This is a genomic window from Roseovarius tolerans (assembly GCF_028885395.1).
Lineage (GTDB): Bacteria > Pseudomonadota > Alphaproteobacteria > Rhodobacterales > Rhodobacteraceae > Roseovarius > Roseovarius tolerans.
The window spans coordinates 3,130,020-3,144,040 of record NZ_CP118494.1 but is presented as its reverse complement, the minus strand read 5'-3'; the positions used below and the strand labels follow the sequence as shown (position 1 = coordinate 3,144,040).

Annotated in this window: 14 protein-coding genes and 1 pseudogene; 14 read left to right on the top strand and 1 reads right to left on the bottom strand. The window is 59.9% G+C overall.

The features are described 5' to 3' along the window. Positions 1–46: 46 nt before the first annotated feature. Complete coding sequence (locus PVU19_RS15605; RefSeq protein WP_050664491.1) at positions 47–418, bottom strand: SHOCT domain-containing protein; 372 nt, start codon at positions 416–418, stop codon at positions 47–49. 359 nt (positions 419–777) lie between these two features. Here PVU19_RS15605 and tnpC point away from each other — a divergent pair, with 359 nt between their 5' ends. From tnpC to PVU19_RS15535, 14 genes and pseudogenes are all read left to right on the top strand, one after another. Next, positions 778–2,193, top strand: a complete 1,416-nt coding sequence (gene tnpC / locus PVU19_RS15600) for an IS66 family transposase (protein WP_274789805.1) — start codon at positions 778–780, stop codon at positions 2,191–2,193. A 132-nt stretch (positions 2,194–2,325) separates the two neighbouring features. Next, complete coding sequence (locus PVU19_RS15595) at positions 2,326–2,712, top strand: DUF302 domain-containing protein (protein WP_050664033.1); 387 nt, start codon at positions 2,326–2,328, stop codon at positions 2,710–2,712. Between the two features lies 1 nt (position 2,713). Beyond that, positions 2,714–3,385 (top strand): TVP38/TMEM64 family protein, encoded by a 672-nt coding sequence (locus PVU19_RS15590; protein WP_050664031.1) that lies wholly within the window; start codon positions 2,714–2,716, stop codon positions 3,383–3,385. Then, complete coding sequence (locus PVU19_RS15585) at positions 3,385–4,692, top strand: APC family permease (protein ID WP_050664030.1); 1,308 nt, start codon at positions 3,385–3,387, stop codon at positions 4,690–4,692. The genes PVU19_RS15590 and PVU19_RS15585 overlap by 1 nt, the downstream gene beginning before the upstream one ends. 66 nt (positions 4,693–4,758) lie before the next feature. Next, positions 4,759–5,364, top strand: a pseudogene (locus PVU19_RS15580) (heavy metal-binding domain-containing protein); the annotation flags it as partial. 97 nt (positions 5,365–5,461) lie between these two features. After that, positions 5,462–5,899, top strand: coding sequence for a hypothetical protein (locus tag PVU19_RS15575; protein ID WP_152911690.1), 438 nt, complete (start codon positions 5,462–5,464; stop codon positions 5,897–5,899). 296 nt (positions 5,900–6,195) lie between these two features. Next, positions 6,196–7,659: a TolC family protein gene (locus PVU19_RS15570; protein ID WP_050664028.1), complete on the top strand. Its 1,464-nt coding sequence runs from the start codon at positions 6,196–6,198 to the stop codon at positions 7,657–7,659. An 11-nt stretch (positions 7,660–7,670) separates the two neighbouring features. After that, on the top strand, positions 7,671–9,029 hold the full coding sequence (locus PVU19_RS15565) for a multicopper oxidase family protein (RefSeq protein WP_152911689.1): 1,359 nt from the start codon (positions 7,671–7,673) through the stop codon (positions 9,027–9,029). Between the two features lie 41 nt (positions 9,030–9,070). Next, positions 9,071–9,796, top strand: coding sequence for a copper-binding protein (locus PVU19_RS15560; protein ID WP_050664026.1), 726 nt, complete (start codon positions 9,071–9,073; stop codon positions 9,794–9,796). A gap of 126 nt (positions 9,797–9,922) precedes the next feature. Beyond that, positions 9,923–10,048, top strand: coding sequence for a hypothetical protein (locus PVU19_RS15555; protein WP_268785180.1), 126 nt, complete (start codon positions 9,923–9,925; stop codon positions 10,046–10,048). A gap of 100 nt (positions 10,049–10,148) precedes the next feature. Next, the gene (locus PVU19_RS15550) at positions 10,149–10,634 is read left to right on the top strand and encodes a DUF305 domain-containing protein (RefSeq protein ID WP_050664025.1); all 486 of its coding nucleotides are present in this window, start codon (positions 10,149–10,151) and stop codon (positions 10,632–10,634) included. A 66-nt stretch (positions 10,635–10,700) separates the two neighbouring features. Further along, the gene (locus tag PVU19_RS15545; protein WP_050664024.1) at positions 10,701–11,087 is read left to right on the top strand and encodes a DUF302 domain-containing protein; all 387 of its coding nucleotides are present in this window, start codon (positions 10,701–10,703) and stop codon (positions 11,085–11,087) included. Then, entirely contained in the window at positions 11,087–11,611 is a 525-nt protein-coding gene (locus PVU19_RS15540; protein ID WP_082237906.1) for a hypothetical protein, read from the top strand. Before PVU19_RS15545 ends, PVU19_RS15540 begins: the two co-directional genes overlap by 1 nt. A gap of 63 nt (positions 11,612–11,674) precedes the next feature. Beyond that, a complete protein-coding gene (locus tag PVU19_RS15535) occupies positions 11,675–14,008 on the top strand; it encodes a heavy metal translocating P-type ATPase (RefSeq protein ID WP_050664023.1) in 2,334 nt (777 codons plus the stop codon). Positions 14,009–14,021: the final 13 nt, after the last annotated feature.

Sequence of the window (14,021 nt, the reverse complement as noted above, 5' to 3'; positions counted from 1 at the left end):
ATCGCCACGGTCTCGCGTGTCCCAGAAGGACACGACGCGTCGCGGATCAGTCAGCCAGTAGCTTCTTGCGCTCAGCGAACTCCGTCGAGTCGATCTCGCCCTTGGCATAGCGCTCCTTCAGAAGCACCAGAGCGCGGTCGTGCGCGGCGTGACTGCTGCCGGCGGGTCCCGTCGCGCCGAAGAGGCGCAAGAGATAGATGATCCCGGCAACGATCCCGACCACGATCAGGATCATGAAGATCGGCCCAAGGACCATTCCGAAGCCTCCCCACTGGCTGCCGCCCCACATCATGTCATGTCCATGATCGTAAAAGCCGTTTCGACCTGGGATTTCCCCGACCTGCGCCATCGCCGACGTCGCGGCGACGCAGAGCGCGCCCGCGACACTCGGGACAATCGCCATATTCCTGAATTCCATCCTTTAACTCCTTTTGCATGGCACCAACTGCGACCACCGATTATGTGCATAATAAGGGAAAACCGGCACACAGGCCCTGATCTGCATCAAGACGGCAGTGCCAAATTACTATAGCATGCTGCGCAGATACGCAGGCGTGGATCGCACGACGACTTCTCTGGGATGGTCGCACAACACTCATTTCTGTTCCGCCTCACCACGCCAACGTCTCCCAGAAATTGTAACTCCCAAGCACCCCCCCTGAGGTGGGAGGTTGTTGTCAGTTTTGGGGTGAGTCCAAATTGCCATTGGGCGCATGAAGTTTTCGTTCCGGTCTGAATTCCGTGGCGCCGTTTTGATTTCTCTGAATCAGTGGTGGAATGGATCAGGTTACCACCCTTGAACAACTCCTCGCCACGGCTCTGCGCAGGATCGCTGAGCTTGAAGCCGCGTTGGCGACCATGGCGGAAGAGAATGCGGATCTGCGCCGGCAGTTGGCCAAGAACAGCAACAATAGCAGCAAGCCCCCTTCGAGTGATGGCCTGAAGAAGCCAGCACCGCGCAGCCTGCGTGGCAAGTCCGGCAAGAAAAGCGGCGGCCAGGTTGGCCACCGGGGCAACACCCTGCGCCAGACGCCAACGCCCGACTTCGTGGAACGGCATGAGGCGGCGCATTGCAGCGCGTGTCAACGCGCCCTGACGGCGGAGATGGCGAAGGGGATGGAGCGGCGTCAGGTGTTCGACTTGCCCGCGCCGCGACTGGAGGTCACCGAGCATCAGGCGGCGGTTTATTGTTGCGGCCATTGTCGAGCCATGACGACAGCTGGCTTTCCCGATGGCGTGAACGCTCATGTGCAATACGGCACGCGCATGCGGGCGGCGGCGGTCTATTGCAATGTTGGGCAGCTGATACCCGAGGATCGGGTCTGCCAACTCCTGCGCGACCTGTTTGGGGCCACCAGCCTGTGCGCGGCCAGCGTGACCAACTGGGTGAACAGCGCGGCGCATACCTTGGGTGGCGTGGTCGAGCACATTCTTGCCCGGCTCACTGAAGGCGACGTTCGGCATCTGGACGAGACCGGACTTCGGGTCGCCGGCAAGCTGCACTGGCTGCACTCGATCTGCGATCCCGCCTTCACGCATTACCGCATCAGCGCCAAGCGCGGTGCTGTTCCAACCTTCCTGAACGGCGGGACGATCGTTCATGATCACTGGAAACCCTACTACGCCCATATGAGCGGGGTGGACGCCCACGCCCTCTGCGGGGCGCATCACTTGCGCGAACTCAGGGCCATCGAAGAGATCGACAAGGAGCCGTGGGCGACAGAGATGAGCGCGGTGCTCAACCGCGCCAATCAGCTCAGGTGCGAGGCTCAGCACCGAGGCGAGACCGAACTCCCGGAACCGGTTCGCCAGGGTATCGTCACCAGATACATGGCGATCCTCGCCAAGGGGCTCGCTTTCCACGAATGTCAGCCCCCGCTGGCCAGAAGCCCCGGCACCCGCGGCCGAAAAGCCAGGCGACCAGGCCACAACCTGCTCGTCCGTCTGCGTGACTACCGCGATGACGTCTTGCGGTTCATCGCCGACTTCGCAGTCCCCTTCACCAACAATCAGGCCGAACAGGACCTGCGCATGATGAAGCTGCGCATGAAAATCTCGGGCACCTTCCGCACACTCGAGGGTGCACAGGTATTCGCCGACATCAGGTCCGTCATCTCAACGGCCAGAAAACACGGGCTCAATATTCTGGAAACCCTGACCCTGTCACCATCTCAGATCATCGCCCGGCTCTGACGGCAGGCACCCTGCACTTCATTATCGGAGGGGTGTCGCGCGACAAACCGGATGAGAAGATCCTCACCCTGTTTCTCGCGTTTCAACATGGTGCTTGGGAGTTACCAGAAATTTAAAAAAGAGGGCTATTCCGTGAGCTATACGATCAATCGCATGTTCAAAGACCATACGTTCGACGACATCGACTCCCGCACCCGCGCGGCCCTTGTGGATCACGGATTTGGCGTGCTGACCGAGATCGACGTCCAGGCGACGATGAAGAAGAAGCTCGATATCGACATGCCGCAGTATCGAATCTTGGGCGCCTGCAACCCGAAGATGGCGCTTCAGGCGATCGGGATCGAGCCACGGGTCGGCGCGATGCTGCCCTGCAACGTCATCCTGCGCGAAGTAGAGGGCGGCATAGAGCTCAGCGCCATCGACCCGGTGGCGTCGATGCAAGCGATCGAAAACGCTGAACTGACGGCCGTCGCCGGGCAGGTCCGCGACCTTCTGACGAAGGCCGTCGAGGCGATCTGAGATGAGCCCGCGCGCCGCCATCCTCGCGGCGCTTGCGATCCTTGGGATCGCCGTGCTCGGCTTGTGGCAGTTCGCGCCATCGGTGTTCGCAGAGGCGCGCGGGCTGATGGACGGTGAGCGTCTCAATATGCGGGTGGCACGCGCGGGCCTCTGGGGGCCTGTCGTGATCGTCACGTTAATGACCTTCGCGGTCGTGGCGAGCCCGATCCCAAGCGCGCCGATCGCGCTGGCCGCCGGAGCGGCCTACGGACATCTCTGGGGAACGGCCTTTGTTGTGATCGGCGCCGAGCTCGGGGCGCTGATCGCGTTCGGCCTCGCGCGAGTTCTGGGTCATGACGTCTTGCGACGGGTATTCGGTGATCGGGTGGACGCCGGTCTGCTCGGCTCCCAGACAGCGTTGACGGCGACGGTCTTTGCCAGCCGCCTGCTGCCCTTCGTGTCCTTCGACATGATCAGCTACGCGGCCGGGCTCAGCCGCCTGCACGCCTGGCGTTTCGCGCTGGCGACATTGGCCGGGATTATTCCAGCAAGCTTCCTGCTCGCCCACTTCGGCGGCGAAGCAGTTAGCGGGGACCTTGGGCGGACGACATGGGCGGTGCTCGGCCTCGGCCTGGTCACAGGATTGCCGCTGCTCTGGATCGCGACCCGACGCAAAACCGAACAGGAACTCTGATGGCTGACGCTTACAAGAAAGACAGCATCACCTTGCCCGGCGCGGTGGCCATGGGCACCGGCGTGATGATCGGCGCGGGCATCTTCGCGCTGACCGGACAGATCGCCGAACTTGCCGGGCCGCTCTTCCCGCTGTCTTTTGTCGTCGGTGCTATTGTGACCGCGTTCAGTGCCTATTCCTATATCAAGATGTCGAATGCCTATCCGTCGGCGGGCGGTATCGTGATGATCCTGGAGAAGGCTTACGGGCCGAGGACAGTGGCGGCAGGCGCCTCGCTCCTGATGGCGCTGTCGATGGTCATCAACGAAAGCCTCGTCGCGCGCACCTTCGGCACTTACACGCTGCGGGCGTTCGGCGGCGATGCCGACAGCATTCTTGTTCCGGTTCTGGGCGTCGGGTTGATCGTCTTCGCCTATCTCGTGAATGCCTCGGGCACCCGCTCGGTCGGGCTGGTTTCCATCGTCATGGCCGTGCTGAAGGTGGGCGGCATCGCGCTGTTCGGTGTTTCCGCGCTTTGGGCCAGTGGTCTGTCATTCGAAGCGACGGGTGGAGACGAGGGCGCCACCGGCTTCGTGGCATCGGTCGCGCTGTCGATCCTTGCTTTCAAGGGCTTCACTACGATCACCAATAGCGGTGCCGAGATCACCAAGCCACATCAAAACGTGGGGCGGGCCATTGTCCTGTCCATTGCGATCTGCGTGGTCGTCTATCTGCTTGTCGCCTTCGCGGTCGGCTCCAGCCTGCCGCTCGACCGCATCGTGGCGGCGAAGGACTACGCGCTTGCCGAAGCAGCCCAGCCCGCCCTCGGACAGACCGGCTTCTACCTGACAGTGGCGCTGGCGCTGCTGGCCACGGCGTCGGGTCTGATCGCCAGCGTATTCGCGGTCTCGCGGATGCTGGCGATGCTGACCGACATGAAGATGATTCCCCACAGTCATTTCGGAATGCCGGGCACGATCAAGGACCATACGCTCGTCTACACCGTTGTAATCGCGGGCTTCCTGACAGTCTTCTTCGACCTCAGCCGGATCGCCTCGCTTGGCGCCTTCTTCTACCTGGTGATGGACATCATCATCCATTTGGGCGTGTTCCGGTATCTCCGCGAGGAGATCGGCGCACGTGGCTGGGTGCTCCTGACGGCCATCGTGCTCGACGCCGTGATACTGGCCGCCTTCGCGGCGATGAAATGGCAGTCCGACCCGCTGATCGTCGTGATCGGCCTCGTCGGCATGGTGCTGGTGTTCCTGTTCGTGCGGGTGTTCCTCGCGCGCAATCCGGTCAGAGAAGACGCTCACGATGACCATTGAGAAATGGCTTGATCTTCCAGTGACTGGAAGCGTTGGGCTGAGAAACAACTGAAAGGCTGGCACATCATGGATCACGATCACCCTCACGCGGCACCCGAAATCCCGGCAGGAACAGAGACTGCCAAGGATCCGGTCTGCGGGATGACTGTCGCGGTCAAACCCGACGGGCGTCACGCGGAGTTTGAGGGCGAGACCTTCCATTTCTGCTCCGAGAGATGCCAGACGAAGTTCAAGGCCGACCCGTGGCACTATGCGTCGGGCCGCGCCGCAGGGAAGAAGAAGGCAGCGCCCGCCAACGTCCAGTACACCTGTCCCATGCACCCGGAGATCGTCCGCGATGCCCCCGGAGCCTGCCCGCTCTGCGGCATGGCGCTGGAGCCAATGGTTCCCTCAGACGAGCCCAGCCATGAGTTGACCGACTTCACCCGCCGGATGTGGATCTCGGCTGCCGCGGCGGTGCCGCTGATCGTGCTGACCATGGGCGGGCTGGTCGGCCTGCCGGTGCGCGACTGGATCGGGCATCAGGTGGCCAGTTACCTGGAATTCGTACTGGCGACGCCCATCGTGCTTTGGGCGGCCTGGCCGTTCTTCAAGCGGGGCTGGGATTCGATCGTGAACCGCTCGCCCAACATGTGGACGCTGATCAGCCTCGGCGTGGGGGCGGCCTATGTTCGGAGAGGCCCGCGCCGACCGCCTGTCCACGCGAGGGGATGATGCGCGCGCCCCTGTACACGTAACAACAACGTCAGTGAGTTGCGCACCGATATCGTTGACATCTATCATTGGATCGGATCAAATCGAAATTATGCGCATGACAGGATCTTTTTTGAAGCATCTAGAGGTACTCGCGTGTCTTTTGATCGCTGCCTTAGTGCTAACTACCCAGCCAGCCGCGCTGCATGGCTCAGCAAACGTGCACGACATGCACCAATCTCTGACAGTTTCTGCAAATGACGTCTGTCCTCACCATGTAGAAGGCGCAACCGCGTCGGAAAGACGCGATGAAGGTGTCGCATGCAAGACTGTCAACACAAGTGGTCATGATGGCAACAATTGTTGCGATGGCGCATGTTTTTCCATCGTGCTAGGCGCGGAACCTGTGAGTGCTTATGAACAATTTGGAAAAGACGCTTATATTTTGCAAAGTACGCAGGCTATATCAATTGCTGCAGCTGGCCTGATACGTCCTCCTCGAACCCTGATCTGATTCAGCTCCATTATCGGTGCTTCGCCTTGCGCGTCTTGTGCGCGAGACAGCTATAAATCAGCCAGGTAAACTCTCATGAAACTCCATATAATGGCAGGGACTTCAGTCCTTGCGCTCGGTGCTTGCGCTTATGAGCCAACGCCCCTTCCGGTCGTGACTGCACACCAGTCGATCACGGACCCAAACGTAGTATCCTCACTCAGTTACCAAGACCCCTTGGCAGGCTACACTTATCGCGGCCCCACCGGCCCGCGTGACTGGCGTTCCGTCAATCAAGAACAGTCGGAGGGTAATTGATGCGGCTCTCTAAACTCACACTAACACTCGGATTTCCACTTTTGCTGGGTGCCTGCGCAACTGCAGTTCCAAGTGCGTTCACAGAACCAAAAGCAGGTTTTGCCGCTGTGTCGAACCAGACTTCGACCGCCATTGGCAAACGTACGGCTTTTGCTGAAACCCAGGCCGAAAACGAAGCGTTGCGCGAGCAGGTCCATGCAATGGTGCACCGCAAAACCATATCGGCCGACACAGCTGTTCAAGTCGCACTGCTCAACAACAAGGGTTTGCAGGCTTCTTATGCAAATGTTGGGCTCTCGGCGGCCGACGCTTGGCAGCAAGCCACCCCGCAAAATCCGATCGTTTCTATCGGTATACTGGGTATAGGTGCTCCGGAACTGGGCGCATATCGAGCTATCGAAGGTTTGATCCGCGCCAACATCCTCGACGCAACGACACGCAAACAAAGATTGGTTTTAGCTGATGTAAACTTCCGCGCGGCGCAGCTGGAAGCAGTAAAAGAAACCCTGAGTCTTGCCACTCAAACGCGCAAGGCTTGGGTCGATGCGGTTTCAGCATTTGAAACTGTTAGCTATCTCAATCGCGCAAAGGCAACTTCGGACGCGGGATCGGAGCTTGCAAGCAGACTGGGTGAAACGGGTGCACTAAACAAGGCTGGACAAGCGCGAGAGCAAGCCTTTAACGCGGAATTGGCTGGCCAGTTGGCGCAGGCACGATTGAGCGCAACCCGGGCCAAAGAAAACCTTACCAGATTGATGGGCCTCTGGGGAACGGAAGTTGACTATTTCGTGCCGGATGCTCTGCCCGCCCTGCCGCGCTCCGTCGGCCGCATCACCAACATCGAAGCCAGGGCTTTGAACAATCGTGTCGATCTGCGTGTCGCCAAGTTAGGACTGGAAGCGCAAGCTGCGGCTTTCGGCCTGACCGATCAAACGCGGATTGTCAGCGATCTTGAGATGGTCGCCGGGTTCGAGGCTGAAAGGGAAATTGAGGACGGAGATACCAAGACAGAAACGTCACCTCAGATCGAGTTGGAGTTCGCCATTCCCATCTATGACACGGGAAAGGCTCGCATGCGAAAAGCGGAATTGGCATATCTTCAAGCCGCCAATGTTCTCGCGGAAAAGGCCGTCAACGTACGATCCGAGGCGCGTGGTGCGGAGGTTTCCTATCACGCCGCATATAAGATCGCACGGCACTATCGCGATGTTCTCGTGCCGCTGCGTCAAACGGTCGAGGAAGAAGGGCTGCTTTCCTACAACGGCATGATCACCAGCACTTTCGAATTGCTTGCGGACACGCGCGGGAAACTAAGCGCTTCCTTGGAAGCAGCGAATGCCAAGCGTGAGTTTTATCAGGCTCAAGCTGATCTGACAGCTGCCATCTACGGCGGTGGTGCAGGCAGCGGTGGTGCTGGTGGAGAGGGTGCAACACTTGCCGCCGGTGGCGGCGCAGGACACTGAAAGGGAATGACATGATAAACAGACGTCAATTACTCGGGGCCGGTGCTGCAGGTGCTGCACTCGTCTCGTCTCAGGCATGGGGCAAAACCACGAATATGGGCCTGCCCGAAGCGGCTCAAATGGATAGTGCCGCAACAGCTATCACTCCGCGGCCCTCGTCGGGACCGGATTATAATCCGGTCGTGACACTCAATGGTTGGACTTTGCCATACCGGATGAACAACGGGGTGAAGGAATTTCACCTTGTCGCCGAGCCGGTTGAGCGCGAGCTGGCCGATGGCATGATCGCACACCTTTGGGGCTACAACGGTCAATCCACGGGGCCAACCATCGAAGCCGTCGAAGGCGACCGGATCCGCATCTATGTCACCAACAAGCTGCCAGAGGCGACCTCGGTCCACTGGCACGGCCTGATCCTTCCGTCTGGTATGGACGGTGTTGTCGGACTGAGCCATCCTGGCATCCCCCCGAACAAGACCTTCGTCTATGAATTCGACCTGATCAAGTCAGGTACCTTTATGTACCACCCGCATGCCGATGAGATGACCCAGATGGCCATGGGCATGATGGGTATGTTTGTGGTCCACCCTAAAGACCCGACATTCATGCCCGTGGACCGCGACTTCCTGATCATGTTGAACGCGTTCGACATCGATCCTGGGACATACGTGCCACGCATCATGACGATGACGGACTTTAACCTCTGGACATGGAACAGCCGAATCTTCCCGGACATCGATCCTCTCGTGGTCAACCGGGGCGACAGAGTACGCGTGCGCGTCGGAAACCTCACGATGACCAACCACCCGATCCACATGCATGGATATGACTTCAAGGTGACATGCACCGATGGCGGCTGGGTGCCCGAAAGCGCGCAATGGCCAGAAGTCAGCATCGATATCCCGGTGGGTGCGATGCGGGCTTACGAGTTTACAGCGGACCACTTGGGCGATTGGGCGATCCATTGCCATAAATCACACCATACGATGAACGCTATGGGGCACGACGTGCCAACATTTATTGGCGTGAACAAGACGGAACTGACCAAAAAGATCCGCACTTTTCAACCTGACTACATGCCCATGGGCACTGCAGGCATGGGTGACATGGGCAAAATGTCTATGGAACTGCCGGACAACACAATCCCCATGATGAACGGCTGGGGAAAACATGGCCCTATTGAAATGGGCGGCATGTTCTCCGTCGTTAAGGTCCGCGAGGGCATCGGAGCGGACGATTATTCAGACCCTGGCTGGTACGAAAACCCCCCAGGCGAGCAAGCCTATGAATGGACCGGTGAACTGCCGGAGTTCGCCACCAATAACAGTCCCAAGACCATCCTCACTCCAAAGCCGACATCAAAGGGCTGAAAGGCTCTTCAATTTAACCAACCAAACCAAAGGACAAGAAAATGAAGAAACTTCTTCTGACGACAACACTTGCTATCGCCATCACCGGGCCAGCCTTCGCGGCTGGAACCCATGCTGGTGGGCATGGTGACGATAAAGCTGCGATGACTAAGGAAATGATGATTGGCATGCCCGGTGATCCGTCCAAAGTGACGCGCACAATTGACGTGACAATGCGGGAAACCGACGACGGCGAAATGTTGTTCGAGCCAAGATCACTGGACATCGAAAAGGGCGAAACGATCCGCTTCAATGTGATCAACAACGGTGAGTTGGAGCACGAGTTCGTCATCGACACGATGATGGGCAATGCCGAGCATAAAGAAATCATGGCCAAAATGGACATGGAGCATGACGATCCCAACTCTGTCCGACTGGATCCAGCCGCTTCGGGTGAAGTTGTCTGGACTTTTTCGAATGCTGGAACGTTTGAATTCGCATGTCTGATCCCAGGGCACTATGAGTCGGGCATGCACGGGCCGATCACCGTGGGCGAGCAGGTGGCGCAAGCTGAAGTGCAATACGCCAAAGGCACAATTACAAAAGTGGATGCAAAAGGCGGCAAGGTTACGATCGATCACGGCCCTTTGCTAAACCTCGATATGCCCGCCATGAAAATGGTGTTCCGTGCCGACGCAGAAATGATCGCGCGCTTGTCCGAAGGTCAGGACATTGAGTTCGTCGCCGAGCCAGTGAACGGTAAGCTAACCGTGACGGCTCTCAAGTAAAGCAAAATTCGGGAGCGTCGCGTGTCTTCGGCGCTCCTACACCAACGCCAGCATAGGCTCCCGATGAAGCTGCGCAGCGCGATAAATTTCCAATGCAGTAAAACGCTCCTTTGAAACGACTGCGTGATGAAGGGATATGAAATGGGCTCAATGATGGGTTGGGGAATGGGCTTCGGTTGGTTTTGGATGATAATCATCTTTGTGCTGCTCGGTCTCGTGATTGCCGCGCTGGTAAAATATTTGCGCAAGTGACCGCTTTTCTCCCCTGAAAAGCCAAGGGCGTTGTCGATTTGGAACGCTTCGGCTGCTGAAATCGTTGAAGTTGCAGAAACATTTTCCAAGGAGCTAAACTATGAACTATGGACGTTTCTTTGCAATGATCGCGACTTCGACGGTCGTGATGTTTGGATTGATGTATCTCAACACCTATGCGCTCGACCACATCTTCTTCTCGCAGACGCGGATGTGGATGGCAATCTATATGGGTGCGGCGATGGCGATCATCATGCTCACATTCATGCTGGGCATGTATTCCAACCGAACGGTCAATCTCGCGATCTTCGCAGGCGCGGCTGTGACTTTCGCCCTGTCGCTATGGCTTGTCCGAAGCCAGGAGACGGTCGACGACCTCGCCTGGATGCGGGCCATGATCCCGCACCATTCCATTGCCATCCTGACCAGCGAGCGGGCCGATATCTCAGACCCAAGGGTTCGGGCACTGGCAGATGCAATCATCGAGGCACAGCGCAGTGAAATCGCTGAAATGAAGAGTTACATCGCCGACATCGAGGCGAACGGCGAGGCACCCGCAGGCACACCCCGCGCCCAAATTGAATGACGCCGCTGCCGAGTGGGAAGCACATTCCGCTGCTGAAATAGAAGTCATGAACCGAAAGGAACGACAATGGACTACACGATCAACCGCATGATAACGGACGCTGAATTTGAGGCAGTCGACGCCCGCACCCGCGCGGCGTTGACCGAGAACGGTTTCGGCATCCTGACCGAGATCGACGTCAAGGCGACAATGAAAAAGAAGCTGGATGTCGAGATGTCGGCCTATCGCATCCTCGGCGCCTGCAACCCCAAGATGGCACATCAGGCGATCGGGATCGAACCGCGGGTGGGCGCCATGCTGCCCTGCAACGTCATCCTGCGTGAGGTCGATGGCGGTGTCGAAGTCAGTGCCATTGACCCGGTGGCATCAATGCAAGCGATCGAGAACGCCGAACTGACAGCAGTGGCGGGCGAGGTGCGCGACCTTCTGGCGAAGGCCGTCGCGGCGATCTGATGGAACGCCCCGGCGAAAACAACGCGCATAAAACACCCTCAGGAAGGAGCGCGCGCCATGCGGACCTTTGGGAGGCACCAGAACTGACCGTCGCCTTCTTCTCATTCGTTCTGCATTTCGTCTGGGAGTTTGTTCAGGTTCCGACTTATGCCGACATGGCCGAGATACCGCATTGGGAAGCGATCAAGCTCTGTATGTCGGCAACTTTTGGCGATGTCGGCTTTGCGCTGACTGCCTTCTGGGTTACCTGTCTGACGGCCCGGAGACGAGATTGGATGCTTCGACCAGCTCGCTTCTCCGCCGCGATCTTCATCGCTGTCGGTATCATCCTGACCGTGGGGTTCGAGTATTACTATACCACTATCAGCCTGCGCTGGACCTATTCGGAACTCATGCCGCTTGTGCCACCACTCGGCACTGGGCTGAGCCCACTCCTGCAATGGATTTTCGTTCCGCCGCTCGTGATCTGGCTAACCCGTCGTCACCTTCTGGGGGCGCAGGCCATACGTGAGGCCGCTACATGAAGCTGCGATTGCGAAGACACGGACGCCGCAAACGGAAACAAGAAATTGAAAGGCTGGCTGACTATGGAGCATGATCATCATCACGCGGCGCCCGATATCCCCGCGGGGACCGAGACGGCAAAGGACCCGGTCTGCGGGATGACGGTTGCGGTCAAGCCGGACGGCCGCCACGCGGAGTTCCAGGACGAGACCTTCCATTTCTGCTCGGAAAAATGCCAGACCAAGTTCAAGGCGGATCCCTGGTTTTACGCGTCCGGCCGGGCTGGCGGGCAGAAGAAGGCCGCTCCGGCAAACACACAATATACCTGTCCGATGCATCCCGAGATCGTGCGCGATGCACCGGGGGCCTGTCCGCTCTGCGGCATGGCCCTGGAGCCGATGCTGCCCTCGGACGAACCCAGCGAGGAACTGACCGACTTCACGCGCCGGATGTGGATCTCGGCTGCGGCAGCGGTCCCGCTCGTCATCCTGACCATGGGCGAATTGGTCGCCTTGCCGGTGCGCGACTGGATCGGCCACCAGATCGCCAGCTATCTGGAGTTCCTGCTGGCGACGCCGATCATCCTATGGGCGGCCTTGCCGTTCTTCCGGCGCGGCTGGGACTCGCTGGTAAACCGCTCCCCGAACATGTGGACGTTGATCAGCCTCGGGGTGGCCGCGGCCTATCTCTATTCGATCGTCGCCACCTTCCTCCCGGGCGTCTTTCCCGAACAGTACCGGATGGGTCACGGCGTCGGCACCTACTTCGAGGCGGCGGTGGTGATCGTGACGCTGGTCTTCGTGGGCCAGGTCCTTGAGCTGCGGGCGCGAGAGCGCACCGGCGACGCGATCCGGGCGCTGCTGGACCTTGCGCCCAAGACTGCACGGCGCATCTTGCCGGACGGCACGGAATATGACGCGCCGCTGGAAAACATCATGGAAGGTGACCGGCTGCGCGTGCGCCCCGGCGATGCGGTCCCTGTCGACGGGACAGTGATCGAGGGTCGCTCGTCGCTGGACGAAAGCATGCTGACCGGCGAGTCCATGCCCGTCGAGAAGGGTCCGGGTGATGCGGTGACCGGGGCCACGATCAACAAGAACGGCAGCCTCGTGATGGAGGCGGGCAAGGTCGGCGCCGATACCGTGCTGGCACAGATCGTGACCATGGTGTCTAACGCGCGGCGGTCGCGCGCGCCGATCCAGGGGCTGGCGGATCGGGTTTCGGCGATTTTCGTACCGACCGTTGTGGGCATCGCGATCTTCGCCTTCGTGGTCTGGATGATCTTTGGCCCCGAACCGGCACTGGTTTTCGCCATCGCCTCGGCGGTGTCGGTACTGATCATCGCCTGCCCCTGTGCGCTTGGACTGGCGACGCCGATTTCGATCACCACGGCGGCAGGGCGCGGGGCACAGGCGGGCGTGCTGATCAAGGATGCCGAGGCGCTGGAACGCATGGCGGGCGTCGACACGCTCATCGTCGACAAGACCGGCACGCTGACCATGGGCAAGCCGAAGCTGACGGATACCGTGGCGCTTGGCGATTTGGCGGAGACGGACCTGCTTTCTCTGGCCGCAGCGCTGGAGCGCGGCTCGGAACACCCTCTGGCCGAAGCGATCGTCGAGGGCGCCGAGGCGCGGGGCGCGCAGCGTCAGGAGGCGACCGACTTCGAGGCCGTCACCGGCAAGGGCGTGCGCGGCAAGGTCGGCAGCCGTGCGGTGGCGCTCGGCAATGCTGCGATGATGCGGGAGATGGGGCTGGACACGGGCGCGGCCGAAGCCAAGGCCGACACTCTACGCGCCGAGGGCAAAACAGCGATGTTCGTCGCGGTCGATGGCACCCTCGCGGGCATTGTGGCGGTGGCCGATCCGATCAAGGACTCCACGGCGCAGGCCATTCGCGAACTGCACGCCCAAGGGCTGCGCGTCATCATGGCGACCGGCGACAACGAGCGTACGGCGCAGGCTGTGGCGGGCAAGCTCGGCATCGACGAGGTGCGCGCCGGTGTTCTGCCCGAAGCCAAGAAGGACCTCATCGACCAGCTGCGCCGCGAGGGCCACAAGATCGCGATGGCGGGCGACGGGGTCAACGACGCGCCCGCGCTGGCCGCAGCCGACGTGGGCATCGCCATGGGCACCGGCGCAGACGTGGCGATGGAGAGCGCGGGCATCACATTGCTGGGTGGTGACTTGATGGGCATCGTTCGGGCCCGCAAGCTGGCCCGCGCCACGCTGCGCAACATCAAGCAGAACCTGTTCTTCGCCTTCGCCTACAACGCGCTTGGCGTGCCCATCGCGGCGGGGCTGCTCTACCCGGTCACCGGCCTTTTGCTCTCTCCCATGATTGCAGCGGCGGCGATGAGCCTGTCGTCGGTCTCGGTGATCACGAATGCCTTGCGGCTCAGGCGAGTTGACCTCTGACCCGCCAGCACAA

Bases quoted from the DNA above. Each gene is read 5' to 3' on its own strand.
- PVU19_RS15605 (WP_050664491.1), bottom strand. From the start codon at position 418: ATGGAATTCAGGAATATGGCGATTGTCCCGAGTGTCGCGGGCGCGCTC.
- tnpC (WP_274789805.1), top strand. From the start codon at position 778: ATGGATCAGGTTACCACCCTTGAACAACTCCTCGCCACGGCTCTGCGC.
- PVU19_RS15590 (WP_050664031.1), top strand. From the start codon at position 2,714: ATGAGCCCGCGCGCCGCCATCCTCGCGGCGCTTGCGATCCTTGGGATC.
- PVU19_RS15585 (WP_050664030.1), top strand. From the start codon at position 3,385: ATGGCTGACGCTTACAAGAAAGACAGCATCACCTTGCCCGGCGCGGTG.
- PVU19_RS15570 (WP_050664028.1), top strand. From the start codon at position 6,196: ATGCGGCTCTCTAAACTCACACTAACACTCGGATTTCCACTTTTGCTG.
- PVU19_RS15565 (WP_152911689.1), top strand. From the start codon at position 7,671: ATGATAAACAGACGTCAATTACTCGGGGCCGGTGCTGCAGGTGCTGCA.
- PVU19_RS15560 (WP_050664026.1), top strand. From the start codon at position 9,071: ATGAAGAAACTTCTTCTGACGACAACACTTGCTATCGCCATCACCGGG.
- PVU19_RS15555 (WP_268785180.1), top strand. From the start codon at position 9,923: ATGAAGGGATATGAAATGGGCTCAATGATGGGTTGGGGAATGGGCTTC.
- PVU19_RS15550 (WP_050664025.1), top strand. From the start codon at position 10,149: ATGAACTATGGACGTTTCTTTGCAATGATCGCGACTTCGACGGTCGTG.
- PVU19_RS15545 (WP_050664024.1), top strand. From the start codon at position 10,701: ATGGACTACACGATCAACCGCATGATAACGGACGCTGAATTTGAGGCA.
- PVU19_RS15540 (WP_082237906.1), top strand. From the start codon at position 11,087: ATGGAACGCCCCGGCGAAAACAACGCGCATAAAACACCCTCAGGAAGG.
- PVU19_RS15535 (WP_050664023.1), top strand. From the start codon at position 11,675: ATGGAGCATGATCATCATCACGCGGCGCCCGATATCCCCGCGGGGACC.